This window comes from Pseudomonas sp. LBUM1661, assembly GCF_059695925.1.
This window is the reverse complement of sequence record NZ_CP166794.1, coordinates 1,636,265-1,660,223: the sequence shown is the minus strand read 5'-3', so window position 1 is coordinate 1,660,223 and position 23,959 is coordinate 1,636,265. Positions and strand designations below refer to the sequence as shown.

Genomic DNA, 23,959 nt, shown 5'->3' with positions numbered 1-23,959 from the left:
GCGGCATTCTACCCGGTTTTGCTGGCGGTGTTTGGTGGCCAGCCCGGTGGCGTGGGAAAATCCGCCGAAGGCCTTAATTTTCCTGGATTTTATCCTCGGGCTCGCGGCCACTCGTCAGACCGATCCGGCTCCCCTGGCACGACCTCGGCGAGCTGCTTTTGCTTTTTGCTGGCGGGTGTTCTTATTTAAAACAGCAGCTTAGCCGGATAATTCGAACAATAAGGAGTGATTAATCGAGTGCAGCGCCCGCTATTTCAGGGAGATATTTGCCAAGCAATTGTCAAGTATTTCCTGTACGATGCCTGGCCAAGTTAATTTTCTACAGGTTAATGGCCGCCATGCGTGTAAAAGCATCCAACAGCAAAGCAAAGCCAGCTCCAGCCGTTGAAACCAGCGAATCGATCAACAACCAGATTGCTGCGTTCCTCAAGTCCGGTGGCGAGATCCAGCAAATTGCCAAAGGCGTCAGCGGCCAGACATTCGGCCCGTCCAAGCAGATCACGCTAGGCAAGAAGTAACGCTTTACAAGATCCCCCCGCGTTACCTGGTCCATAAGCGCTTTGAGCTTCGAAGCGCTTGGGCTGGAACCCTCCCGTAATACCCCGCCAAACACATCAATATTTCAAAAATCGACGAACGGCCCTCGATGCCGAGCATTCGCCGGTATGCTTGCACACGTCTAGATCAAGCGTTTGGCAGGTTTCGCAACCTGCGCCTCGCTGTCAATGGAGTGACGCATGCTCAAACCCTCTCTTGTATTGCTCGCCGCCCTGCTGTCGTGTTCGATCGCCAACGCGCAAATTTTCCAGCGTGAACTGGGTGACTTCGATCTCAAACTCGGCACCACGCCCAGCCGCAGCATGGCCCAAGGGCTGGTCAAACCCTCCAGCACCGGCTCGTTCCACGGTGGCCTCGACCTGAGCCATGAAAGCGGCTTCTACGTGGGCCAGTGGGCACCGAGCATGGGGCTCACGCCAGGGGCCAACCTTGAAGTCGACTCCTACATGGGCTTTAAACAGCCTTTCGACAATACCCTCGGCTACGAAGTCGGCATGATCCGTTACAGCTACCCGAAGGTGGATACCCTCGACAGCCAGGAGCTTTTCGGTGGCCTGACCTTTCTGGGCAGCCGTTTCGGCGCCGCGTTCAGTAACGACCCCGACAAACAGAACAGCACCGTGTTCGCCGACCTCGGTGGCAATCAGCCGTTCGGCATCGGGATCAGCATGAAATACACCACCCATCAGCTCAATACGCCGGTGTCCGTCGACGGCGGCTATGTCGGCAGTTTCACCGATTGGTCGGTGCAATTTTCCCGCCCGTTCATGGGCGTCGACCTGGACCTGATCTACAGTGGTTCCAGCCTCAGCGGCAGCGACTGTTCCGCCTATTCGGGGCACAACAGCCAGTGCGACGGGCTGGTGACCCTCAAGGCCGAACGCGCCTTTTATTGATCGGCTGAACTGCCGGGATCATTCTGCGTTCACATGAGAACCTACGCTTTCGCAAGGACTCGCCCATGTCGCGCTGGTTGAAATGTCTCGCCGTCGTTCTCACCCTCAGTCTTGCGCTCGGCGCGTGCAGCCGTGTGGGCCTGGCTTATCGCAACCTCGACGTGATCATCCCGTGGACGCTCAGCGATTACCTGGACATGAACGGCGAGCAGAAAGGCTGGTTCAACGAACGCCTCAAGGAGCACCTGAGCTGGCACTGCACCACGCAACTGCCGGGCTACCTCGACTGGCTGGACCGCTTGCAGGTGATGGTGGAAACCAATCAGGTCACCGACGCGGGCCTGCAAACCCGCACTCAGGAAGCCAAAGCCGCCATCGCCCAGACTGCGCGGGAAATCACTCCATCGGCGATCGAGTTGCTGCAGGGCCTGGATGACAAGCAAGTGGCGGAGATGAACGACGCCTTCGCCAAGGACCAGCGCAAACGCCAGGAAGACTACGTCAAACCGTCGCTTGACCAGCAGATCAAGCAGCGCGGTGAGCGTATGGAAAAGCGCTTGACCGACTGGCTTGGCCCGCTCAGCGCAACCCAGCGACTACGGATTGCGGCGTGGTCGAGCGCCTTGGGCGACCAGAATACCCAATGGATTGCCAATCGCGCCCATTGGCAAAAGCAGTTCAGTGCAGCGGTTGCCCAGCGTCATAGTCCGGAATTCCCACAGCGAATCGAGACGCTTCTGGTCAATCGCGAGAGTTTGTGGACGCCCGCTTACCGTCAGGCCTACGCCAACACCGAAACCCAGGCGCGAGGATTGTTTGTGGATTTGATGGCCGAGAGCACACCGGAACAGCGCCAGCGGCTGCTGAAAAAAATCGAAGGCGTGCGCAAGGATTTCAACGATTTGAAGTGTTTGAAAGCCGTACACCAAGGCTAACCCAGCGACAACAATCCAATGTGGGAGCGGGCTTGCTCGCTCCCACATTGGGCGTCAGGCGATCTGCGCTTTCGACGCCACCTGATCAAACGTCACTTCATCCAGCGCATCTTCCTGCTCATCCAGTACCTGCCGCGGATGGTCATTACCCGGAATGCTGCTGTCGATCAGGCTCAATAAACTCGAGCCCCGAGGCGTCAGGATGTAGTTCGAACCGGTGCCACCCTGTTCCTCGGGCCGTGGCTCGATGTAACCGCGTTCCAGCAGTAACTTTTCGTACTCGCCGGCCACCGCTTTCAGGTGATCCAGGTTTTCAGTCTCCTCACCTTCCGACGCTTTCTCCGCCGCGTACTGCTCGGCGTAGGGCCGTGGGGTGAAGCTGCTTGCACCGTTCTGCACCTCGTGCAGCAACCGCTCAATCAAATCCCAGTTATAAGTCGTCATCCTGATTCAACCTCCGGTACCCGTGAGAAAGATGGCCTTCATAGGTTGTGACCGACGCCGTGGGTAGCCGTTCAGCTTTGGTTTTGAATAGCACCGACCGGCGGTATGTCGAATTGGGCACAGGTCAAACGACTAGGCTGTGTAAGCCACCTCCCCGCACTTTGCAGGAGAATCCCGATGAACATTCAGAATCATCCCGTCGTGTCCCGAGAAGAATGGCTCGCCGCCCGCAAGCAACACCTGGCCCACGAAAAGGCCTTCACCCGGGAGCGCGACAAACTCAGTGCCGAACGCCGTGCGTTGCCTTGGGTGAAGATCGATAAGGACTACCGCTTCCAGGGCCCCAACGGCGAACTGAAACTGGCCGACCTGTTCGGTGGTCGCAGCCAATTGGTGATCTATCACTTCATGTTTGCCGATGGCTGGGACGAAGGCTGCCCCGGTTGCTCGTTCCTCTCCGATCACATCGACGGTGCCAACCAGCACCTGGCCCATCATGACGTCGCGGTCGTGGCGGTTTCCCACGCACCGTTTGCCGAATTCCAGGCGTTCAAGCGGCGCATGGGCTGGAAATTCGACTGGGTATCGTCGGCAGGCTGCGACTTCAACTATGACTTTGGCGTTTCGGCACGCGCAGAAGACGTTGCTGCCGGTACGGCGACCTACAATTACGAAAAAACCGACGGTTCGGAAGAGGAACTGCCTGGCCTCAGCGTGTTTTATCGCAATGAAGCCGGTGAGATTTTCCACACCTATTCCACGTATGCCCGAGGCCTGGACATGTTGGTAGGTGCCTACAACTACCTCGACCTCACGCCCAAGGGCCGCAATGAAGAGGAAATCATGGAATGGGTGCAGCATCACGATCGATATGATGACAAAGCCCCGGCCAGCTGCTGCCATGGGGGATAGACGGCAGAGACCGAGTCGCGGCCTTCGCGAGCAAGCCCGCTCCCACATTTGACCGCATGCTATCCAGCAACTCGGTCAAATGTGGGAGCGGGCTTGCTCGCGAAGGCTGACTGACATTCAACACCAATACCCCCGGCACTGAACTTTTCCCCCATCCAACCCTCAACCGGATAACCCGCCTTAACCGGAACTGAGGCACACCCTATGAAAACCCTGCTGAAACTTACCCTCGTCTCCACCCTCGCCTGCGCCCTGCCCGTTTGGGCCTGTACGCCCGAGGAAGCCACCGCCAAGCGCGAACAACTGGCCAAGGAAGTCACCAAGCTCACCGAGCAGAATCCGGCCAAGGCCAAGGAGATCAACGCTGAGTTGCAGAAAATGGATCTGGGGACCGCCAGCAAAGATTTGCCGGACAAGTGCCAGTTGATTGATCAGCGCTTGAAGGAATTGGGGGTGGCTGAGAAGAAGGCCGAGGGTTAAAGACGCAAGATCAAAAGACATAAAAAAACCGGACATCAGTCCGGTTTTTTTATGGGATCGCTACAGCGCTTACTCAGCAGCCGGCGCTTCCGGCTTGCGGCGCTTCAGCGGTGCCATGCCGTCCTTGCTGACCAGCGACAGGGCGTCGGTCTTCGGGCGGTTGGCGATCTTGCGCTTGGTCGGGGCCTTGGCGCCGGTTTTCTTCTTGTCGCCCTTGGCGTCGACCTTTTTCTTCTTCACGCCAACGGCTTTGCCCGAGGCCTTGACCTTTTTCGGTCCGCCGTAGGTGCCTTTGACTTCCTTGATGGTGCGGCGCTCGAAGCTCTGCTTGAGGTAGCGCTCGACGCTCGACATCAGGTTCCAGTCGCCGTGGCAGATCAACGAGATAGCCAGGCCGTCGTTACCGGCGCGGCCAGTACGACCGATGCGGTGAACGTATTCGTCGCCGCTGCGCGGCATGTCGAAGTTGATCACCAGGTCCAGGCCATCCACGTCCAGGCCGCGAGCCGCGACGTCGGTGGCAACCAGGATCTTCACGCCGCCCTGCTTCAGGCGGTCGATGGCCAGTTTGCGGTCTTTCTGGTCCTTGTCACCGTGCAGCACGAACGCTTTGTATTCCTGCGCCACCAGACGGCCGTAGATACGGTCGGCCATGGCCCGGGTGTTGGTGAACACGATGGCCTTCTGATAGGTCTCGTTGGCCAGCAGCCAGTTCACGATCTGTTCTTTATGCTGGTTGTGGTCAGCGGTGATGATCTGCTGACGGGTGGTCGCGTTCAGGTCGCTGACGTTGTTGAGCTGCAAATGCTCAGGGTTGTTCAGCACCTTGGCGACCATCTCGCGCAGGCCCGAACCGCCGGTGGTGGCGGAGAACAGCATGGTCTGCTGACGGTTGGTGCACTCTGCCACCAGACGCTGCACGTCTTCGGCAAAACCCATGTCGAGCATGCGGTCAGCTTCGTCGAGGACCAGCACTTCGACTTCTTTCAGGTCGAGGTTGCCGGCGTTCAGTTGCTCGATCATCCGGCCCGGCGTACCGATCAGGATGTCCGGCACCTTGCGCAGCATGGCGGCCTGGACCTTGAAGTCTTCACCGCCGGTGATCAGGCCGGACTTGATGAACGTGTACTGGGCGAAGCGCTCGACTTCCTTGATGGTCTGCTGGGCCAGCTCGCGGGTCGGCAGCAGAATCAGGGTCTTGATGCTGACGCGGACTTTCGCCGGGCCGATCAAGCGGTTGAGGATCGGCAAAACGAAGGCCGCGGTTTTGCCGCTACCGGTTTGCGCTGTCACCCGCAGGTCACGCCCTTGGAGCGCCAGCGGAATAGCCGCTGCTTGCACAGGCGTTGGCTCGACAAATTTAAGCTCGGCCACGGCTTTGAGCAGGCGTTCGTGCAGGGCGAATTGGGAAAACACGGGTGCTACCTCGAAGAAATACAAAAAAACAGCTGCATAGGGTAACGGTTTCGAGCGCTAAGGCCGAGTTTCTTTATACAAACGGCTGCAAAGAGTGGCTTTTTTGTTGCCTGATTTGTCCCCAAACGTAATACAGACCGTCTTAAATGCTCTAATCGCCCTGTCGCGTCCTACAGAAGAACCGTTTTTGCCCATGGATATCAAACAGCTCTGGCTCAACGTCCAAGACCTTTGGGGTGCCCTCGATCAGCACCCGCTCCTGCATTCCACCCTCGCGCTGATGGTGTTGCTGGTGATTGCGCTGGTCCTCGGACGAGTGGCGCGCTACCTGATCCTGCACGCCACCAAACTGCTCGGCCGCCAGCCGGCCCTGCACTGGATCAACGACTTTCGGCATAACAAGGTCTTTCATCGGCTGGCGCAGATGACGCCGTCGCTGGTGATCCAGTTCGGTCTGTACTTGGTGCCGGAACTGAGCAAGACCAGCCTGATCTTCCTCGGTAACGTGGCGCTGGCGTTCACCATTCTGTTTCTGGTGCTGGCCATCAGCGCGCTACTCAGCGCCTTGTTGGACATCTACGCGCGCACCGAACACGCCCGCACCCGTTCGATCAAAGGCTACGTGCAACTGGCAAAAATGGTGCTGTACGTGTTTGGCGCGATCATCATCGTCGCCACGCTGATCGACCGCTCGCCGCTGTTGCTGTTGTCGGGTCTGGGCGCCATGTCGGCGGTGATTCTGTTGGTCTACAAGGATACGCTGCTGTCGTTCGTCGCCAGTGTGCAGCTGACCAGCAACGACATGCTGCGGGTCGGTGACTGGATCGAGATGCCGCAAGTGGGCGCTGACGGTGATGTGGTCGACATCACGTTGCACACGGTCAAAGTGCAGAACTTTGATAAGACCATTGTTTCGATACCGACCTGGCGCCTGATGTCCGAATCGTTCAAGAACTGGCGCGGCATGCAGCAGTCCGGTGGACGCCGGGTCAAGCGCAGCCTGTTCATCGACGCCAGCGGCGTGCGTTTCGTGCGCGATGACGAAGAGTCGAAACTGGCCCAGGTGCACCTGTTGACCGACTACATCAGCCGCAAACAGGCCGAACTCAAGGCCTGGAACGAAGCCCAGGGCAACGTCGCGGCGATGTCGGCCAACCGTCGACGGATGACCAACATCGGGACGTTTCGCGCCTATGCGCTGGCGTATTTGAAGAGTCACCCGGAGATCCAGCCGAACATGACTTGCATGGTCCGCCAGATGCAGACCACCGCCCAGGGCATTCCGCTGGAAATCTACTGCTTCACCCGCACCACCGTGTGGGCCGATTACGAGCGGATTCAGGGGGATATTTTCGATTACCTGCTGGCGGTGCTGCCGGAGTTTGGCTTGAGCCTTTATCAGCAACCCAGTGGCGGGGATCTAAGGGCCGGGTTGCTGCCAGCGGTGCTGGGCTCGGCAAGCATTCCAGAGCAGCAGAAGCACCTCATGTAACCCATAAACCCAATGTGGGAGCTAGCCTGCTAGCGATAGCGGTGTATCAGTCACCTCTATATCGACTGACACTCCGCTATCGCCAGCAGGCTGGCTCCCACAGGGGTTATGCGGTGGCTGGGGATTTACGGATGCCCAACCGGCTGATCCACACCGCCATCAATATCACCGAACCACCGAGCAACAACCGCCCCAGCTCTTCGTGCTGATTCCAGATCAGCAGATTGATCAACAACCCCACCGGCACGTGCAGGTTGTTCATCACCGCCAGCGTCCCGCCATTCACCAGGCACGCGCCCTTGTTCCACCAGTACAAACCCAGCGCCGTCGAGACCAGGCCCAGGAACACCAGCACGCCCCATTGCAGCGGTGCTTCGGGCAGGAAATTCTGTTTGCCAAACAACAGAAACGCCGGCAACGCCACCGCCAGGGCACCGAGGTAGAAGTAACCGAAGCGCCGATAATGCGGCAGGTCGCTCGGATGGCGCGCCACCAAGTGTTTATAGAGCACTTGCCCGGCGGCGTAGGTGAAGTTGGCCAGTTGCAGCAGCAGGAAGCCCATGAAGAAATCCGGGTTGATCCGGTCGTAGCGAATCACCGCCGCGCCCATCACCGCCACCAGTGCCGCAATCAGCGCCCAAGGATTGAAGCGCCGGTTCAGCGCATCTTCGATCAGGGTCACGTGCAACGGCGTGAGGATGGTGAACAGCAACACTTCCGGCACCGTCAGCACGCGGAAACTCAGGTACAGGCAAACGTACGTCACCCCGAATTGCAATGCACCGATCAGCAGCATGCCACGCATGAACGCCGGTTCGACCTGACGCCAGCGGGTCAGCGGAATAAACACCAGCCCCGCCAGCAGCACCCGCACCAGCACCGCGAAGTAACTGTCGACATGACCGGCCAGGTATTCGCCGATCAGACTGAAGGAAAACGCCTGGATCAGCGTGACAAAAAGTAGATAGCCCATGCTCGCCTCGTTTCGAATGGCGGCGACGATAGCGGTTTTTACCTGTTACCGCGAGAACACACAGCCCCCCTGTAGGAGCCGAGCTTGCTCGCGAAGACGGTGGCACATGCAACATTGATGTTGGCTGACACACCGCCTTCGCGAGCAAGCTCGGCTCCTACAGGTCCTTGTCCAGTCCAACAAATCGCAGGCAAAAAAAAGCCCGATCTCGCTAAAGCGTTCAATCGGGCTACAGCACTCAGGAGCAACAAGTGCAAAGGGAGGTCGATGCGCGTACAGGCTTGAAGGGTTGCGCCAGGTCACTTGAACATCCAGCGATTATCTGGCGATTAACGCCTCAAGCGACTTGCGAAAGCTTGGCGTTGGCCTGGTTCAGGCCTTTCTCCTGGAAGTCACCGCCCAGGTTCATGCCTTCGGCGTGAATGAACGTCACGTCGTGGATCCCGATGAAACCCATGACCTGACGCAGGTAGGGTTCCTGGTGATCCGCCGTGCTGCCGGCGTAGATCCCGCCGCGAGCGGTCAGCACGTAGGCACGCTTGCCGCTGAGCAAACCCTGAGGGCCGGTGTCGGTGTACTTGAAGGTCACACCGGCACGCAGCACGTGGTCGAGCCAGGCTTTCAAGGTGCTCGGGATGGCGAAGTTGTACATGGGCGCAGCCATGACCAGCACATCAGCGGCCAGCAGTTCGTCAGTCAATTGGTTGGAGCGTTCCAGGGAAGCCTGTTCGATGTCGTTGCGCTGTTCGGCGGGTTTCATCCAGCCGCCCAGCAGGTTGATATCCAGGTGCGGCACCGGGTTGACGGCCAGGTCACGAACGGTGATCTGGTCGGCCGGGTGAGCGGCTTTCCACTGGCTGATGAAGGTCTGGGTCAGTTGACGGGAAACCGAGTCTTGCTGACGGGCGCTGCTTTCGATGATCAGAACGCGTGACATGGGATGTAGGCTCCATCTGAGAATGCTGTAAGGCGATGGAGTGAAGGTTAAACAGAGTCATATCGATGAAAAAGCGCAAATAACTGCTATAACCCATCAATAAATTCGTTTATAAGCGGAGCGTGCCCGGTTGGACGGCTCCGCTTTCAGTCATGCAGGGGTGCAGGTCAGTTTGATCCGCAGCTTGATAATGGAGCGGGTGAACTTGGCGGTGGCATTTTTGTGCTTGCCGGCCGCGACCTCGATATTGCGAGTGCGCGGCGCTTCCGGGCCGTTGCTGAAGACCACTTTGCAGCTTGCATCGGTGTCGCCGTAGTTGTTCACCTGAATGGAGCCGATGTCGTTGTCCGTGTCATAGGTGTTGTAGTCGATCTTCATGCCGTTGAGATTCTTCTCCACATCGATCGGATAGGCAAACGCCGTCAGCGGCAACATCGCCAGCAGCACCACATAACAGAATTTTTTCATTCAGCAGTCTCCAATAGGGACCGCCACTTTAGGACAAGAGGAGCTATTCATGAAAGCGCCCCGCGTGACCCTTGATCAATGGCGAACGCTTCAGGCCGTGGTCGACCACGGTGGTTTCGCCCAGGCCGCCGAAGCGCTGCACCGCTCGCAATCGTCAGTCAGCTACACCGTGGCGCGCATGCAGGACCAACTCGGTGTGCCGCTGCTACGCATCGACGGCCGCAAAGCGGTGCTCACCGAAGCCGGCGGCGTGCTGCTGCGCCGCTCGCGGCAACTGGTGAAACAGGCCAGCCAGCTGGAAGACCTGGCCCACCACATGGAACAGGGCTGGGAAGCCGAGGTGCGGCTGGTGGTCGATGCCGCATACCCAAGCGCCCGCCTTGTCCGCGCGTTGACCGCGTTCATGCCGCAAAGCCGTGGCTGCCGGGTGCGTCTGCGCGAAGAAGTGTTGTCGGGTGTGGAAGAAGTCTTGCTTGAAGGCGTGGCCGACCTGGCCATCAGCGGTTTCAGCATCCCCGGCTATCTGGGCGCGGAATTGAGCGACGTCGAGTTCGTGGCGGTCGCCCACCCCGAACATCCGCTGCATCGCCTCAACCGCGAACTGAATTTCCAGGACCTGGAAAGCCAGCTGCAAGTGGTGATCCGCGACTCCGGCCGGCAACAGCCACGGGACGTCGGCTGGCTCGGCGCGGAACAGCGCTGGACGGTCGGCAGCCTGGCCACCGCTGCGACGTTTGTCAGCAGCGGCCTGGGTTTTGCCTGGTTGCCTCGGCACATGATCGAACGGGAAATCAAGGAAGGTACGCTCAAGCTGCTACCGTTGGATCAGGGCGGCAGTCGCAACCCGAGCTTTTACCTGTACTCGAACAAGGACAAACCGCTGGGCCCGGCCACGCAGATTCTCATCGAACTGCTGCGCACCTTCGACACCGCGCCGCTGGATGCCCCTTTCGCCGCCCCTGAACAAGCCTGACATGGAGTAATGCATGGCCTATTTCGAACACGAAGGTTGCAACCTGCACTATGAGGAATATGGCCACGGCACGCCATTGCTGCTGGTCCACGGGCTAGGTTCCAGCACCCTGGACTGGGAAAAGCAGATCCCGGCGCTGTCGGCCCACTACCGGGTGATCGTCCCGGACGTGCGTGGCCACGGTCGCTCGGACAAACCCCGCGAGCGTTACAGCATCGCCGGGTTCAGCGCCGACCTGATCGCCCTGATGGAGCATTTGAACCTCGGCCCGACACATTATGTAGGGCTTTCGATGGGCGGCATGATCGGCTTTCAACTGGCGGTGGACCAGCCACAACTGCTCAAAAGCCTGTGCATCGTCAACAGCGCGCCCGAGGTCAAACTGCGCAGCCGCGATGACTATTGGCAGTGGTTCAAGCGTTGGAGCCTGATGCGTGTCCTCAGTCTCGGCGCCATCGGCACGGCCCTTGGAGGCAAGCTGTTCCCCAAACCGGAACAGGCGGATTTGCGACAAAAGATGGCCGAGCGCTGGGCAAAAAACGACAAACATGCTTATCTCGCCAGCTTCGATGCGATCGTTGGTTGGGGTGTTCAGGAACGACTTTCGAAGGTCTCCTGTCCAACCCTCATTGTCAGCGCCGACCGTGACTACACACCAGTCTCGCTGAAAGAGACTTACGTAAAACTGTTGCCCGATGCGCGGCTGGTGGTGATCGCCGATTCGCGCCACGCCACCCCGCTGGATCAACCCGAACGCTTCAACCAAACCCTGCTCGAGTTTCTCACCGCAGTCGACACCACCACACTCAGGATCACTGACCCATGCTGAAAAAAATCGCCCTCGTCGCTGGCTCCGTTCTGTTTGCCGCCAACCTGATGGCCGCCACGCCCGCCAAGGCGCCGCACGTGCTGCTGGACACCACCAATGGTCAGATCGAAATCGAACTGGACCCGGTCAAGGCGCCGATCAGTACCAAGAACTTCCTTGAATACGTCGACAGCGGCTTTTACAACAACACGATTTTCCACCGTGTGATTCCGGGTTTCATGATCCAGGGTGGTGGTTTCACGCAACAAATGCAGCAGAAAGAAACCAAGGCGCCGATCAAGAACGAATCGAAAAACGGTTTGCATAACGTCCGTGGCACCCTGTCCATGGCCCGTACCTCCAACCCTGATTCGGCCACCAGCCAGTTCTTCGTCAACGTCAAGGACAACGACTTCCTCGACAGCGGTGATGGCTATGCCGTGTTCGGTAAAGTGGTCAAAGGCATGGACGTGGTGGACGTCATCGTCAATTCGCAAACCACTACCCGTGGCGGCATGAAAGATGTGCCGGCCGATCCGGTGTTCATCAAGTCGGCCAAGCGCATCGACTGAGTCTAAGCTGAACAGGGAGTTCTGAGCGGCGCCGGTTTTTCCGGCACCGCTCATTGTGCTTAAAGGAGAGCCCGTGCGCGGGCGGAGAACTGATGCTTTATCGCCGTTTTGAGAAACTGATCGACATATTCCGCGACGCCCCGACGGCGGCTCCGCCGGATCGGGTTCTCCCCTTCTATACCTATTACTTGAAGCAGGTCTGGCCGAGTTTCGCTGTCCTGCTGATCGTCGGCCTGTTTGGCGCATTGATCGAAGTGGCACTGTTCAGCTACCTGAGCCGCATCATCGACCTGGCCCAAGGCACGCCGAACGTCAATTTCTTCAAGGAACACGGCATCGAACTGGCCTGGATGGCCGTGGTGGCGCTGATTCTGCGCCCGGTGTTCGTGGGCCTGCATGACCTGCTGGTGCACCAGACCCTGAGCCCCAGCATGACCAGCATGATCCGCTGGCAGAACCACAGTTACGTGCTCAAGCAGAGCCTGAATTTCTTCCAGAACGACTTCGCCGGGCGCATCGCCCAACGCATCATGCAGACCGGCAACTCGTTGCGCGATTCCGCCGTGCAAGCGGTTGATGCGTTGTGGCACGTGCTGATCTACGCGATCAGTTCGCTGGTGCTGTTCGCCGAGGCCGACTGGCGCCTGATGATCCCGCTGCTGACCTGGATCGTTGCGTTCATCAGCGCCCTCTACTACTTCGTGCCACGGGTCAAGGAGCGCTCGGTGGTGTCTTCCGATGCGCGCTCCAAACTGATGGGGCGGATCGTCGACGGCTACACCAACATCACCACGCTGAAGCTGTTCGCCCACACCAATTTCGAGCAGCAATACGCGCGCGAAGCGATCAAGGAACAAACCGAAAAAGCCCAACTGGCCGGCCGGGTGGTCACCAGCATGGACGTGGTGATTACCAGCATGAACGGCTTGCTGATCGTCGGCACCACCGGCCTGGCCCTGTGGTTGTGGACGCAGTCACTGATCACTGTGGGCGCCATTGCCCTGGCCACGGGGCTGGTGATTCGTATCGTCAACATGTCCGGCTGGATCATGTGGGTGGTCACGGGCATTTTCGAAAACATCGGTATGGTTCAGGACGGTTTGCAGACCATTTCGCAACCGGTCAGCGTGACTGATCGCGAGCAGGCCAAACCGCTGGCGGTCAGCCGTGGCGAAGTGCGTTTCGAGCACGTGGATTTCCACTACGGCAAGAAGAGCGGGATCATTGGCGACCTCAACCTGACGATCAAGCCTGGCGAGAAAATTGGCTTGATCGGGCCGTCCGGTGCCGGCAAATCGACCTTGGTGAATTTGCTGTTGCGGCTGTATGACGTGCAGGGCGGGCGCATTCTTATCGACGGCCAGAACATTGCCGAAGTCGGTCAGGAAAGCCTGCGTGAGCGCATTGGCATGATTACCCAGGACACTTCGCTGTTGCACCGTTCGATCCGCGACAATTTGTTGTACGGCAAACCTGACGCCACCGACATCGAACTCTGGGAAGCGGTGCACAAGGCTCGGGCCGACGAATTTATTCCGTTGTTGTCGGACGCTGAAGGCCGGACCGGTTTTGATGCTCACGTGGGTGAACGCGGGGTGAAACTTTCCGGGGGCCAGCGGCAGCGGATTGCCATCGCTCGTGTACTGCTCAAGGACGCGCCGATTCTGATTATGGACGAGGCGACATCGGCGCTGGATTCGGAGGTTGAAGCGGCTATTCAGGAGAGCCTTGAAACGTTGATGCAGGGTAAGACGGTGATCGCCATCGCGCACCGGCTTTCGACCATTGCCCGGATGGATCGGTTGGTGGTGTTGGAGAAAGGCAGGATTGCCGAGACGGGCAGCCATGCTGAATTGCTGGCGCATGGCGGGTTGTATGCGCGGTTGTGGCAGCACCAGACGGGGGGGTTTGTCGGGATTGATTGATTGTTGATTGTTGATTGTTGATTGTTGATTGGGGGTATATCCGTTTCTTCGGTAATGGCGACTATTGGTTTCGCCCTTACGGCGAGTCACTTGGAAAAGCCCCAAGTAACCAAGGGCTCTTGCCCCTTTCGTTCGGTGCCTCGCCTAGGCTCGGCATGCCCTCGCTCCGGTCCTGCTCCGTGGGCCCGCCGCCATCGGCCATCCATGGCCGGGGGCGGCTAACCCGGCATCCCTGCCGGGTTACCCACTGCGCAGAACCTCCACTCGGCCTCTCGAGGCGGCGGTGCATCAAGATCAAAAGCACGGCGGCCTACAGGCCGGCCTGATTGGGGAGTACGCATTCCCCTGTAGGAGCGAGCTTGCTCGCGAAGAACGTCAACGATGACGCGTTTTAACAGGATAAACGCGGTGCCTGTGTGTCCATCGCGAGCTCGCTCCTACAGGGAGGGGCGGTGATTTCGGACATTGCGTTCGCTTTTGATCTTGCCGTTGCTTCGGCTTTTGATCTTGATCTGTTGCCCCTTTCCCAGAGGCCGAACGCAGGCGTTGCGCAGGGGGTACCGCGGCAAGGATGCCGCGGTAGCCGCCCCCGGCCATGGATGGCCGATGGCGGCGGGCCCCCGGAGCAATGCCTTCGTTAAGGCATGCCGAGCCACAGCGAGGCACCGAATGGAGGGGCAAAGCCTTTTGCTTACTTTTCGGCGTCTGGAAAAGTGAGTCGCTGTAAGAGCGAAACCGCCAGCCGCCGTTACCACACAAACGGATATGCCCCCAATCCAAACCCCGCCAAACCCCACCAACCACAGCCCTCGCACCTCCCACTCCCACTGGAAATCCACAAAAACCCTGCTGTAATCACCCAAGGTTCTGGGAGATGAGCCTGTCGTAAATCTGCAGGATGCAAAACTCGATACAGTCTCGATAGGGAAGCCTATCAAGGACGCTCTCATGTCTCTGTTCAAACGTTCAGTCACTGAGTTGTTAGGCACGTTCTGGCTGGTATTGGGGGGTTGCGGCAGTGCGGTCCTGGCCGCGTCTTCTCCGCTGGGGATCGGGGTGCTTGGCGTGGCCCTCGCGTTCGGTCTGACGGTGTTGACCATGGCCTTTGCCATTGGCCATATCTCCGGCTGCCACCTCAACCCCGCCGTGTCCGTCGGTTTGTTTGTCGGCGGTCGATTCCCGGCCAGGGAACTGCCCGCCTACATCATCGCCCAGGTGATTGGCGGGGTTATCGCTGCCGCCTTGCTCTACTACATCGCCAGCGGCAAGGAAGGCTTCGATCTTTCCGCTGGCCTCGCCTCCAACGGCTACGGTGAACACTCCCCAGGGAAATACTCGATGGCCGCAGGCTTTGTCTGTGAGCTGGTGATGACCGCCATGTTCGTGCTGATCATCCTCGGCGCCACCGACAAGCGAGCGCCCGCCGGGCTGGCACCGATCGCCATCGGCCTGGCCTTGACGCTGATCCACCTGATCTCGATTCCCGTCACCAACACCTCGGTCAACCCGGCACGCAGTACCGGCCCGGCGCTGATCGTCGGCGGCTGGGCCATCGCGCAATTGTGGATGTTCTGGGTGGCGCCGCTGCTCGGTGCAGTGGTCGGCGGCGTGACGTATCGATGGCTGGGCAAGGAAGGCAATTGAAGCCTTGGCAGAGGATCAGTCTTGCCGATAAGGCAAGGCGGTCCTCGCTTCCTCGGCATACGCCAGTACCCCGACGCGCTCCTGCTGCAGAAAGTCCTTCACCGCCGACTTCAATCCCGGATGCCTCAGGTAATGCCAGGAATGCGTGATCACCGGTTCAAACCCGCGAATCAACTTGTGCTCACCCTGGGCGCCGGCGTCGAAACGCTGGAAGCCGTTGGCAATCGCGTAATCCATGCCCTGGTAGAAACAGGTCTCGAAGTGCAGCCGGTCGAACTCCGCCAGACAGCCCCAGTAGCGGCCGTAAAAACTGTCGCCACCCACCAGACTGAAGGCCATCGCCACCGGCCGTGAGCCTTGCTTGGCCAGCACCACACGAATCGATTCGGGCATGCGCTCGGCCAACAGGCTGAAAAATGCCCGCGTCAGATAGGGCCTTTGCCGACGCACCGCGTAGGTATTGGCGTAGCAGGCATAGACAAAATCCCACTGCGCCTCGTCGAGTTGCCGACCTTCCAGCCATTCGAAATCGATGCCCTGCCCCGCCACTTGTTCGCGCTCTTTACGCATCTGTTTACGCTTGCGCGAGCTGAGAACGTCGAGGAAATCCTGAAAATCCCGATAGCCACGATTCTGCCAGTGGTACTGACAGCCGATTCGCTGCAACCAGCCCGGCTGCTCTGCCAACGCGGCGTCAGTGAACGGGTCGGTGAAGTTGATGTGGGCGCTGGAAAGCTCTTCGATCTCAAGGTAGCCCGGCAGGCTTTTGAGCAGTTCGAAACCGTCTTCGACTGAGGACGCCAGTAACCGCGGCCCGCTGACCGGGCTGAACGGCACGGCGCTCAGCAACTTGGGGTAGTACTCGATTCCGGCACGCTCACAGGCATCCGCCCAGGCATGGTCGAACACGTACTCGCCGTAGGAATGCCACTTGCGGTAACTGGGCAGTGCGGCGATCAGGCGACCACCTTCGATGTGCAGCAAATGCTCGGGCTGCCAGCCGGAATGAGGGCCAACGCTGCCGCTGTCTTCTAGTGCGCCGAGAAAGGCGTGACGCAGAAATGGCTGATTCTCGGGCACCAGCGCGTCCCACGCTTGCGACGCAATGTCAGACAGGCTTTGCAAACGTTGCAACGGCATCAACTTCCTCTCCACTTCTTCGCGTTTAAAGCCTCGCGAGTATCGCTTATCGCTCTCCATTGCACACGATCAATTCGACGACAGCGCTCTGGATCAATAGTTCGCGACGACTCTGTATCGTCATCGAGATGCCATCACATTGCCACCGCTCTGTCATAAACGATCGCGATACTGGCGCCTGTTTTTAGAGCGTCGGGTTCTACCCCGGCCACTGTTTTCCGTCCATCAATGGTCGGTTGTGCCCTGGATGGCCCAGTCATCCACTCTCATCTTCGGAGATTGATATGCGTCTTGCTTCCACGAAAACCGCGGCAGCCCTGTGTGGTGGTCTGTTGCTGGCCATGAGTGTTCCGGCCAGCGCCGCAGTTGACGCCAAACTGCTCGATATGCTCAAGGCAAACGGCTCGATTACCAACGCGCAGTACAGCGAACTGCAAGCCGAGCTGGCCAGGGACCAAAAAGACCAGCAGATCGCCCGTCAGGCTCAACAAGAGACCAACGAGCAGATCGCCGCGACCGCGAAGAAAACCAACGAACTGAGCACCTTCGACCAGAAACTGGCGTGGGCTGCCAAGACCCAATTCAAGGGTGATGTGCGTTTCCGTCAGGAGACGGTCAAGAACGATGGCGTTTCCAACAATCGCGACCAGGATCGTCAGCGCGTTCGTGCCCGCCTGGGTGCCTACACCGAGATCAACCCGCAAGTCGACACCGGCATCCGTATCGCCACCGGCAACAACGACGACGCTCGCTCCACCAACCAGAGCCTGGACAACTACTTCGACAAGAAGTCGATCTGGCTGGACCAGGGCTACGTCGATTACCACCCCGGCTTCGCCAAGAACCTGCACATCGTTGGCGGCAAGATGCCACAGCAATGGGTGAGCATGGGTGACATCATCTGGGATAGCGACATCAGCCCCGAAGGCCTGGCGCTCACCTACAAGTACCCGCTGGGCGCCAGCACCGAGCTGTTCGGTAGCGCCGGCCACTACACCCTCAAGGACAACGTCGACGGCGACGGTGTGCAATTCAAGCACGACTTGCGCCTGTACGCCGGCCAGTTGGGCGCGCGATTCGCCCTCACCGACAACCTGAAACTGACCTTGGGTGGCAGCGTCTACGGCTACGACAACGACGACGACATCACCGCAGGCGGCACCAGCATTCCATCGGTACTGGCCACCAACGGCAACACCCCGAACGAGCAATTCAAGCTGTACGAAGGCTTTGGTCAGATCGACATCACCGGCCTGCCACTGCCGCTCTCGTTCTACGGTCAGTACGTCAACAACAAAGATGCCAGCAACGATCAGGACTCTGCCTGGCTCGCGGGTGTAAAAACCAAGTTCTACGGCTTCGCCGTGGACTACAACTATCGTGACGTACAGCGTAACGCGGTGGTCGGCGCCTTCACCGACTCCGACTTCGCCAACGGTTTCACTGGTTCGCGTGGCAGCAAGTTGAAAGTGAGTTACGAGCTGGACAAGAACTTCGCCCTGGGCGCGACGTACTACATGGCTAACTCTGACTACACCAACGCCAACCTCAAGGATTCGGACATCAACACCCTGCAACTGGATGCCGAAGCCAAGTTCTGATTCCCCGCCACACGACTCGGGCAAGGAAGCCTGAGCTCTTTTTACAGCCTCGCGTTGCTGCACCGGTCCCCATCATCCGTCCGGTGCAGCAACGCGAGGCTGCTTTCATTGTGGCGAGCTCATTGTGGCGAGCGAGCTTGCTCGCGCTGGGCCGCGAAGCGGCCCCCTGCAGTCCTCCAGACAGACCACACTCGCTGGTTTTGCGACTGCTCGCAGCCGATCGGGAGCAAGCTCCCTCGCCACAAAAGCCCTGCACAAAAAAAATCGCAGCGTGCGGCATGAAACTGCCGCAGGCTGCGATCTTTCAAGCGAACTCAGCGCTTGCGCAGGATCACGCTGCCAATCGAGTAACCGGCGCCAAACGAGCTGAGCACGGCCAGCGAACCGGCGGCCAGGTCATCCTGGTTCTTGTGAAACGCAATCACTGAACCGGCGGAGCTGGTGTTGGCGTAGGTGTCGAGAATCACCGGTGCTTCTTCTTCGGTGGCTTCGCGTCCCAGCAGTTTTTTGACGATCAGGTGGTTCATGCTGAGGTTGGCCTGGTGCAGCCAGAAGCGTTTCACGTCGCTGATGTTCAGCTGGTTTTCTTCCAGGTGCGTAGCAATCAGCTCGGCAACCATCGGGCAGACGTCGCGGAACACCTTGCGGCCTTCCTGCACGAACAGTTTGTCCTTGGCACCGATGCCCTCTTCCGCCGCGCGGTTGAGGAAGCCGAAGTTGTTGCGGATGTTGTTGGAGAACTTGGTCAGCAGTTTGGTGCTGACGACATCGAACTGATGCTTGGACGTCGCCAGGTCGGCACGCTCGATGATCACCGCGGTCGCGGCGTCGCCGAAGATGAAGTGGCTGTCGCGATCGCGGAAGTTCAGGTGACCGGTGCAGACTTCCGGGTTGACCATCAGGATCGCCCGGGCCTGGCCCAGTTGCACGCTGTTGGCGGCGGCCTGAATGCCGAAGGTCGCCGAGGAGCACGCGACGTTCATGTCGAAACCGAAGCCCTGAATCCCCAGTGCTTCCTGGACTTCGATGGCGATGGCCGGGTAGGCGCGTTGCAGGTTGGAGCAGGCGACGATCACGCCGTCGATGTCCGCGGCGGTCTTGCCGGCGCGTTGCAAGGCTTGTTCGGCGGCGCCGATGGCCATCTGGCAGAGCACCGACCACTCGTCATTCGAGCGCTCCGGCAAGCGTGGCGCCATGCGTTGCGGGTCGAGGATGCCGTCCTTGTCCATGACAAAACGGCTTTTGATGCCCGACGCTTTTTCGATGAACGCCGCGCTGGACTCGGTCAACGCTTCGATGTCGCCGCGCGCGATGGCGTCGGCGTTGTCGGCGTTGAATTGCGCGACGTAAGCGTTGAAAGACTGCACCAGCTCTTCGTTGGAGATGCTGTTGGCCGGGGTGTACAGGCCGGTGCCGCTGATGACGACGTTATGCATGGTCGTTTCTCTAATCTGGTCAGGCAGAAAGTGTTGGCACCGACGTACCAACACACAAAGGGTCTGTTCCCGTCACGGGAAGCACACCCGGCATCGCTTTATTCCGATCGCCCATTACCCGTGAAGGCTCAAAACCGCGGGGCCGGCGTTTATAGGCGCGAAGTTTGCCATAAACATTGGGTTTTGGCGCCTTTTTGCTGGATGACTCCCACCTACCAAGCAATACAAAAACCTGTGGGAGCGAGCCTGCTCGCGATGGGGGCATCACAGTCGACATAGATGTCGGATGTGATGGCCCATCGCGAGCAGGCTCGCTCCCACAGGTATTGCACAAGTCTCGGGTTCAGGGTTCGACCTGGGTCCATTGTTTGTTCAGGCGTTTGTCGGAGATCGGCACCTTGGTCCCCAATTGTTGCGCGAACAGCGAAACCCGGTATTCCTCCAGCCACCAACGATACAGCTCCAATTGCGGATCGCGCTTGCCTTCCTGGGCGTGTTTGTTGGCGCGAGTCTGGTATTGCGTCCAGAGGCCGGACAATTCGCCGCTCCAGACCCGATCCCGCTGCACCTGGGCACCGATTTTCTCGAAGCGCTGCTCGACCGCTTTCAGATAACGCGGCAATTCCTTGAGCCACTGCATCGGCGTTTCACGGACGAAGCCCGGATAAACCAGATGACTGAGCTGTTGCTTGATGTCGTTCAGGGCCACGGCTTGCGCCAGGTCGATCTTGCCCTTGAAGCGTTTTTGCAGGCCGTGCCAGAGCTTGAGAATCTCCAGCGTCAGCTTCGCCAGACGCTCGGCGTGCTCGGTCCAGCCACCGCGTTTGCGTTCGGCCAGTGACGCCAGTCCGGCACCATCACGCGGCAGCGGGTCTTCACCCTCGAGAATGCAGCTGTCGAGGCTGGCTAACAGAATGTCTTCGACCAGACTGTCGACTCGCCCCATGTCGCGGTACATCAGGCCCAACTCGGTCAGCCCCGGCAACTTGCCTCGCAGGAATTTTGCCGGTTCCGCCAGTTGCTGCATCAGCAAACGCTGCAACGCGCGGCGATGCTGGAACTCGGCTTCGGCCGGCGTGGAGAAGCGCCCTTCCTTGACCGTGCCACTCTCTTCCACCAGCGCCGGATACACCGTCATCGACAGCCCGGCAATCTTCTGCTGGGTTTTTTCGGCAACGGCGGCAAACACTTTCGGTTCCACCGGTTGCTGGTTTTTCGCGGTTTGCGGCACGGCCAATGCCGCTTGGCTGGCCTCGGCAAAGCGCGCCGTCAATTCAGCCAGATCACGCCCCTCACCCAGAAACTTACCCTGGCCATCGACGATTTCCAGGTTCATCCGCAGGTGACTGTCGACCTGCTGCGACGCTTCGGCCCAGGCCTCGTCGCTGACCCGCGCGCCGGTCATGCGCAGCAACTCACGGCCCAACGCCTGCGGTAACGAGCCCTCGGCGAAGGTGATGCGTTGCAACGCCGCTTTGACGAAGTCCGGCACCGGCACGAAATTCTTGCGCAGCGCCTTCGGCAGGTTGCGCACCAGCGCAATGCACTTGGCCTCGATGACGCCCGGCACCAGCCATTCCAGGCGTTCCGGCGGCAGCATCGGCAACAGCGGCGCCGGCACACGCAAGGTCACGCCATCGCGCGGATGGTTTGGTTCGAAGTGGTAACTGAGCGCCAACTCCAGATCCCCGATGTGCAGGGTGTCCGGGTAATGCGCGGCGGTGACTTCACTGGCCTCGCGGGCCAGCACGTCTTCTTCGCGCATGATCAGCAGCTGCGGGTCTTTCTGGCTGTTGATCCGGTACCAACTGTCGAAGGTCGCGGTCTGGTGAATCTCCGCCGGCAGCCGCGCGTCGTAGAAGGCGAACAGGGTTTCTTCGTCGGCCAGAATGTCGCGACGGCGAGCCTTGGCCTCCAGTTCGTCGAGCTGTTCGAGCAACTGCGCATTGGCCGACAAACATTTGGCTTTGGATTGAATCTCGCCGCGCACCAGGCCTTCGCGAATGAAAAACTCACGCGACACCACCGGATCAATCGGCCCGTAATGCACCGGCCGGCGACCGACCACGATCAGCCCGAACAGGGTGATCTGTTCGAACGCCACGACCTGTCCGCGCTTCTTCTCCCAATGGGGTTCGAAGTGGTTTTTCTTGATCAGGTGCCCGGCCAGCGGCTCGATCCAGTCAGCGTCGATCTTGGCGACCATCCGCGCGTAAAGCTTGGTGGTTTCCACCAGTTCGGCGGCCATCAGCCATTGCGGACGCTTCTTGCCGAGGCCCGATGACGGGTGAATCCAGAAGCGCCGCTGACGCGCGCCGAGGTAATCGCCGTCTTCGGTTTTCTGGCCGATCTGGCTGAGCAGGCCCGAGAGCACGGCTTTGTGCAGTTTCGGATAATCCGCCGGCTCTTTATTGAGGGTGAGCTGCATGTCGCGGCAGATCAGGCTCAACTGGCGATGAGAGTCGCGCCATTCGCGCAAGCGCAAATAGTTGAGGAAATTCTTGCGGCACCAGTTACGCAGCGGACTCGCCGTCAACGCCTGGCGTTGTTCTTCGAAACCACGCCACAGATTGACCAGCCCGGCGAAGTCCGAGTCGACGTCTTTCCACTGCGCGTGCGCTTGATCCGCCGCTTGTTGACGTTCCGGCGGACGCTCGCGCGGATCCTGGATCGACATGGCGCTGGCGACGATCAGCACTTCCTGCAAGCTGCCGAGTTTCGCCGCTTCCAGCAGCATGCGGCCCATGCGCGGGTCCACCGGCAAACGCGCCAGATTGCGGCCCAACGGCGTCAGCTGGCTGTTGCGATCCACCGCCGAGAGTTCTTGCAGCAGGTTGAAACCGTCGCTGATCGCCTTGCCATCCGGCGGCTCGATAAACGGGAAATCGGTGATCTCGCCGAGGCGCAGATGCAGCATCTGCAAAATCACCGCCGCGAGGTTGGTACGGAGGATTTCCGGGTCGGTGAATTCCGGGCGCCCGATGAAATCTTCTTCGCTGTACAGGCGGATGCAAATACCTGGTTCAACGCGTCCGCAACGACCTTTACGCTGGTTGGCGCTGGCCTGGGAAATCGCTTCGACGGGCAAACGCTGGACCTTGGCGCGGTAGCTGTAGCGGCTGATGCGCGCGGTGCCGCTGTCGATCACGTAACGGATGCCCGGCACGGTCAGCGAGGTTTCCGCGACGTTGGTCGCCAGCACCACGCGACGGCCCGGGTGCGACTGGAAAATCCGCTGCTGCTCGGCCGGCGACAACCGTGCGTACAGCGGCAGGATTTCCGTGTGTTTGAGCTGGGCCTTGCGCAGCATGTCCGCCGCGTCGCGAATCTCGCGCTCGCCGGGCAGGAACACCAGCACATCGCCGGGGCTCTTGCGCTCGCTGCGTTCGAACGCGGCGATTTCGTCGAGGGTGGCGAGGATCGCCTGATCCACGGTCAAATCGTCCTCGACGCGGTTGCCCTCTTCGTCCTGTTCCAGGGTCAGCGGGCGATACCAGGTTTCCACCGGGAAGGTCCGACCGGAGACTTCGACGATGGGCGCATCGTCGAAGTGCTTGGAGAAGCGCTCCAGGTCGATGGTCGCCGAGGTGATGATGACTTTCAGGTCCGGACGACGCGGCAGCAGGGTTTTCAGGTAACCGAGCAGGAAGTCGATGTTGAGGCTGCGTTCGTGGGCTTCGTCGACGATGATCGTGTCGTAGCGCTCGAGGTAGCGGTCGTTCTGGGTTTCCGCCAGCAGGATGCCGTCGGTCATCAACTTGATCAGGGTGTTGGAATCGCTCTGGTCCTCGAACCGCACCTGATAACCGACCAGCGCGCCCAAGGGTGTCGCCAGTTCTTCGGCGACCCGGCTGGCGACGCTGCGCGCAGCAATTCGACGCGGCTGGGTGTGGCCGATCAGGCCGTGCTGGCCGCGACCGATTTCCAGGCAGATCTTCGGCAACTGGGTGGTTTTACCCGAACCGGTCTCGCCGGCGATGATCAGCACCTGATGCTTGAGCAACGCGGCTTTGATTTCGTCGCGCTTGGCGGCGATCGGCAGGCTGTCGTCGTAACGAATCACTGGCAGGCTGGCCCGCCGCGCCAGCACCTGATCACAGGACGCTTGCAGGCGCGTTACCCACTGGGCCAGCTTGGCCTCGTCAGGTTTTTTGCGCAGCTCAAGCAACTGCCGCCGCAGCCGGTGGCGGTCGGCGAGCATGGCGTGATCGAGGTTTTTCAGCAGTTTGTCGATTGAAGGCGATTCGTCAGTCATCAGGTACGCAAAAGTCGTCTAGTGGCGCAGGGGGGCGATTGTGGCAGAAAAGCAGCTACAAGCGGCAAGCGGCAAGCTACAAGCCGCATTCATC

Annotated in this window: 19 protein-coding genes and 1 pseudogene; 12 read left to right on the top strand and 8 right to left on the bottom strand. The window is 59.6% G+C overall.

Going from position 1 to position 23,959, the window contains the following annotated elements:
* Window positions 1-329 precede the first annotated feature (329 nt).
* The 3 genes from ACA057_RS07535 to ACA057_RS07525 all read left to right on the top strand — a co-directional run bounded on the left by ACA057_RS07535 (window position 330) and on the right by ACA057_RS07525 (window position 2,389).
* The gene (locus ACA057_RS07535) at window positions 330-518 is read left to right on the top strand and encodes a PFL_1563 family small protein (RefSeq protein ID WP_017337097.1); all 189 of its coding nucleotides are present in this window, start codon (window positions 330-332) and stop codon (window positions 516-518) included.
* A gap of 219 nt (window positions 519-737) precedes the next feature.
* Window positions 738-1,454, top strand: a complete 717-nt coding sequence (locus tag ACA057_RS07530) for a TorF family putative porin (RefSeq protein ID WP_497347155.1) — start codon at window positions 738-740, stop codon at window positions 1,452-1,454.
* Between the two features lie 65 nt (window positions 1,455-1,519).
* The gene (locus ACA057_RS07525) at window positions 1,520-2,389 is read left to right on the top strand and encodes a DUF6279 family lipoprotein (protein ID WP_497347153.1); all 870 of its coding nucleotides are present in this window, start codon (window positions 1,520-1,522) and stop codon (window positions 2,387-2,389) included.
* 54 nt (window positions 2,390-2,443) lie between these two features.
* Here the strand turns inward: ACA057_RS07525 and ACA057_RS07520 are convergent, their stop codons facing one another.
* The gene (locus tag ACA057_RS07520; protein WP_401358248.1) at window positions 2,444-2,833 is read right to left on the bottom strand and encodes a transcriptional regulator; all 390 of its coding nucleotides are present in this window, start codon (window positions 2,831-2,833) and stop codon (window positions 2,444-2,446) included.
* Window positions 2,834-3,010: 177 nt separating this feature from the next.
* Between ACA057_RS07520 and ACA057_RS07515 the strand changes: the two genes are divergently transcribed.
* Together ACA057_RS07515 and ACA057_RS07510 are read left to right on the top strand one after the other, a co-directional pair.
* The gene (locus ACA057_RS07515; protein ID WP_497347151.1) at window positions 3,011-3,745 is read left to right on the top strand and encodes a DUF899 domain-containing protein; all 735 of its coding nucleotides are present in this window, start codon (window positions 3,011-3,013) and stop codon (window positions 3,743-3,745) included.
* 204 nt (window positions 3,746-3,949) lie between these two features.
* Window positions 3,950-4,225, top strand: coding sequence for a hypothetical protein (locus ACA057_RS07510; protein WP_497347149.1), 276 nt, complete (start codon window positions 3,950-3,952; stop codon window positions 4,223-4,225).
* Window positions 4,226-4,294: 69 nt separating this feature from the next.
* On the opposite strand, the gene ACA057_RS07505 is transcribed toward ACA057_RS07510, so the two are convergent.
* Window positions 4,295-5,641 (bottom strand): DEAD/DEAH box helicase, encoded by a 1,347-nt coding sequence (locus tag ACA057_RS07505; RefSeq protein ID WP_497347147.1) that lies wholly within the window; start codon window positions 5,639-5,641, stop codon window positions 4,295-4,297.
* 193 nt (window positions 5,642-5,834) lie between these two features.
* Between ACA057_RS07505 and ACA057_RS07500 the strand changes: the two genes are divergently transcribed.
* The gene (locus tag ACA057_RS07500) at window positions 5,835-7,133 is read left to right on the top strand and encodes a mechanosensitive ion channel family protein (RefSeq protein WP_497347145.1); all 1,299 of its coding nucleotides are present in this window, start codon (window positions 5,835-5,837) and stop codon (window positions 7,131-7,133) included.
* A 106-nt stretch (window positions 7,134-7,239) separates the two neighbouring features.
* Here the strand turns inward: ACA057_RS07500 and ACA057_RS07495 are convergent, their stop codons facing one another.
* The 3 genes from ACA057_RS07495 to ACA057_RS07485 all read right to left on the bottom strand — a co-directional run bounded on the left by ACA057_RS07495 (window position 7,240) and on the right by ACA057_RS07485 (window position 9,511).
* The gene (locus ACA057_RS07495; RefSeq protein ID WP_497347143.1) at window positions 7,240-8,106 is read right to left on the bottom strand and encodes a carboxylate/amino acid/amine transporter; all 867 of its coding nucleotides are present in this window, start codon (window positions 8,104-8,106) and stop codon (window positions 7,240-7,242) included.
* 337 nt (window positions 8,107-8,443) lie between these two features.
* A complete protein-coding gene (locus ACA057_RS07490; protein ID WP_059403997.1) occupies window positions 8,444-9,043 on the bottom strand; it encodes an FMN-dependent NADH-azoreductase in 600 nt (199 codons plus the stop codon).
* A gap of 150 nt (window positions 9,044-9,193) precedes the next feature.
* Complete coding sequence (locus tag ACA057_RS07485) at window positions 9,194-9,511, bottom strand: 3-phosphoglycerate kinase (RefSeq protein WP_497347141.1); 318 nt, start codon at window positions 9,509-9,511, stop codon at window positions 9,194-9,196.
* 49 nt (window positions 9,512-9,560) lie between these two features.
* Here ACA057_RS07485 and ACA057_RS07480 point away from each other — a divergent pair, with 49 nt between their 5' ends.
* The 5 genes and pseudogenes from ACA057_RS07480 (at window position 9,561) to aqpZ (ending at window position 15,433) form a co-directional block, all read left to right on the top strand.
* Window positions 9,561-10,484 (top strand): PA3225 family LysR-type transcriptional regulator, encoded by a 924-nt coding sequence (locus ACA057_RS07480; RefSeq protein WP_059403995.1) that lies wholly within the window; start codon window positions 9,561-9,563, stop codon window positions 10,482-10,484.
* 13 nt (window positions 10,485-10,497) lie between these two features.
* Window positions 10,498-11,303, top strand: a pseudogene (locus ACA057_RS07475) (alpha/beta fold hydrolase).
* A gap of 3 nt (window positions 11,304-11,306) precedes the next feature.
* Window positions 11,307-11,864 carry a peptidylprolyl isomerase gene (locus ACA057_RS07470; protein WP_497347139.1) on the top strand — a complete coding sequence of 186 codons (558 nt, stop codon included), beginning with the start codon at window positions 11,307-11,309 and terminating at the stop codon, window positions 11,862-11,864.
* A 92-nt stretch (window positions 11,865-11,956) separates the two neighbouring features.
* Window positions 11,957-13,789: an ABC transporter ATP-binding protein gene (locus ACA057_RS07465; RefSeq protein ID WP_497347137.1), complete on the top strand. Its 1,833-nt coding sequence runs from the start codon at window positions 11,957-11,959 to the stop codon at window positions 13,787-13,789.
* A 948-nt stretch (window positions 13,790-14,737) separates the two neighbouring features.
* Window positions 14,738-15,433, top strand: a complete 696-nt coding sequence (aqpZ, locus tag ACA057_RS07460) for an aquaporin Z (RefSeq protein WP_497347135.1) — start codon at window positions 14,738-14,740, stop codon at window positions 15,431-15,433.
* Between the two features lie 15 nt (window positions 15,434-15,448).
* On the opposite strand, the gene ACA057_RS07455 is transcribed toward aqpZ, so the two are convergent.
* Window positions 15,449-16,573, bottom strand: coding sequence for a GNAT family N-acetyltransferase (locus ACA057_RS07455; RefSeq protein WP_497347133.1), 1,125 nt, complete (start codon window positions 16,571-16,573; stop codon window positions 15,449-15,451).
* A 284-nt stretch (window positions 16,574-16,857) separates the two neighbouring features.
* On the opposite strand from ACA057_RS07455, the gene ACA057_RS07450 reads away from it, so the two are divergent.
* Entirely contained in the window at window positions 16,858-18,174 is a 1,317-nt protein-coding gene (locus ACA057_RS07450; RefSeq protein ID WP_497347131.1) for a putative porin, read from the top strand.
* A gap of 314 nt (window positions 18,175-18,488) precedes the next feature.
* Here ACA057_RS07450 and ACA057_RS07445 read toward each other — a convergent pair whose 3' ends face one another.
* Together ACA057_RS07445 and hrpA are read right to left on the bottom strand one after the other, a co-directional pair.
* A complete protein-coding gene (locus tag ACA057_RS07445) occupies window positions 18,489-19,610 on the bottom strand; it encodes a beta-ketoacyl-ACP synthase III (RefSeq protein WP_497347129.1) in 1,122 nt (373 codons plus the stop codon).
* A 343-nt stretch (window positions 19,611-19,953) separates the two neighbouring features.
* Window positions 19,954-23,865 (bottom strand): ATP-dependent RNA helicase HrpA, encoded by a 3,912-nt coding sequence (gene hrpA, locus ACA057_RS07440; protein ID WP_497347127.1) that lies wholly within the window; start codon window positions 23,863-23,865, stop codon window positions 19,954-19,956.
* Window positions 23,866-23,959 lie beyond the last annotated feature (94 nt).

Bases quoted from the DNA above. Each gene is read 5' to 3' on its own strand.
- ACA057_RS07535 (WP_017337097.1), top strand. From the start codon at position 330: ATGGCCGCCATGCGTGTAAAAGCATCCAACAGCAAAGCAAAGCCAGCT.
- ACA057_RS07530 (WP_497347155.1), top strand. From the start codon at position 738: ATGCTCAAACCCTCTCTTGTATTGCTCGCCGCCCTGCTGTCGTGTTCG.
- ACA057_RS07525 (WP_497347153.1), top strand. From the start codon at position 1,520: ATGTCGCGCTGGTTGAAATGTCTCGCCGTCGTTCTCACCCTCAGTCTT.
- ACA057_RS07520 (WP_401358248.1), bottom strand. From the start codon at position 2,833: ATGACGACTTATAACTGGGATTTGATTGAGCGGTTGCTGCACGAGGTG.
- ACA057_RS07515 (WP_497347151.1), top strand. From the start codon at position 3,011: ATGAACATTCAGAATCATCCCGTCGTGTCCCGAGAAGAATGGCTCGCC.
- ACA057_RS07510 (WP_497347149.1), top strand. From the start codon at position 3,950: ATGAAAACCCTGCTGAAACTTACCCTCGTCTCCACCCTCGCCTGCGCC.
- ACA057_RS07500 (WP_497347145.1), top strand. From the start codon at position 5,835: ATGGATATCAAACAGCTCTGGCTCAACGTCCAAGACCTTTGGGGTGCC.
- ACA057_RS07495 (WP_497347143.1), bottom strand. From the start codon at position 8,106: ATGGGCTATCTACTTTTTGTCACGCTGATCCAGGCGTTTTCCTTCAGT.
- ACA057_RS07490 (WP_059403997.1), bottom strand. From the start codon at position 9,043: ATGTCACGCGTTCTGATCATCGAAAGCAGCGCCCGTCAGCAAGACTCG.
- ACA057_RS07485 (WP_497347141.1), bottom strand. From the start codon at position 9,511: ATGAAAAAATTCTGTTATGTGGTGCTGCTGGCGATGTTGCCGCTGACG.
- ACA057_RS07480 (WP_059403995.1), top strand. From the start codon at position 9,561: ATGAAAGCGCCCCGCGTGACCCTTGATCAATGGCGAACGCTTCAGGCC.
- ACA057_RS07470 (WP_497347139.1), top strand. From the start codon at position 11,307: ATGCTGAAAAAAATCGCCCTCGTCGCTGGCTCCGTTCTGTTTGCCGCC.
- ACA057_RS07465 (WP_497347137.1), top strand. From the start codon at position 11,957: ATGCTTTATCGCCGTTTTGAGAAACTGATCGACATATTCCGCGACGCC.
- aqpZ (WP_497347135.1), top strand. From the start codon at position 14,738: ATGTCTCTGTTCAAACGTTCAGTCACTGAGTTGTTAGGCACGTTCTGG.
- ACA057_RS07455 (WP_497347133.1), bottom strand. From the start codon at position 16,573: ATGCCGTTGCAACGTTTGCAAAGCCTGTCTGACATTGCGTCGCAAGCG.
- ACA057_RS07450 (WP_497347131.1), top strand. From the start codon at position 16,858: ATGCGTCTTGCTTCCACGAAAACCGCGGCAGCCCTGTGTGGTGGTCTG.
- ACA057_RS07445 (WP_497347129.1), bottom strand. From the start codon at position 19,610: ATGCATAACGTCGTCATCAGCGGCACCGGCCTGTACACCCCGGCCAAC.
- hrpA (WP_497347127.1), bottom strand. From the start codon at position 23,865: ATGACTGACGAATCGCCTTCAATCGACAAACTGCTGAAAAACCTCGAT.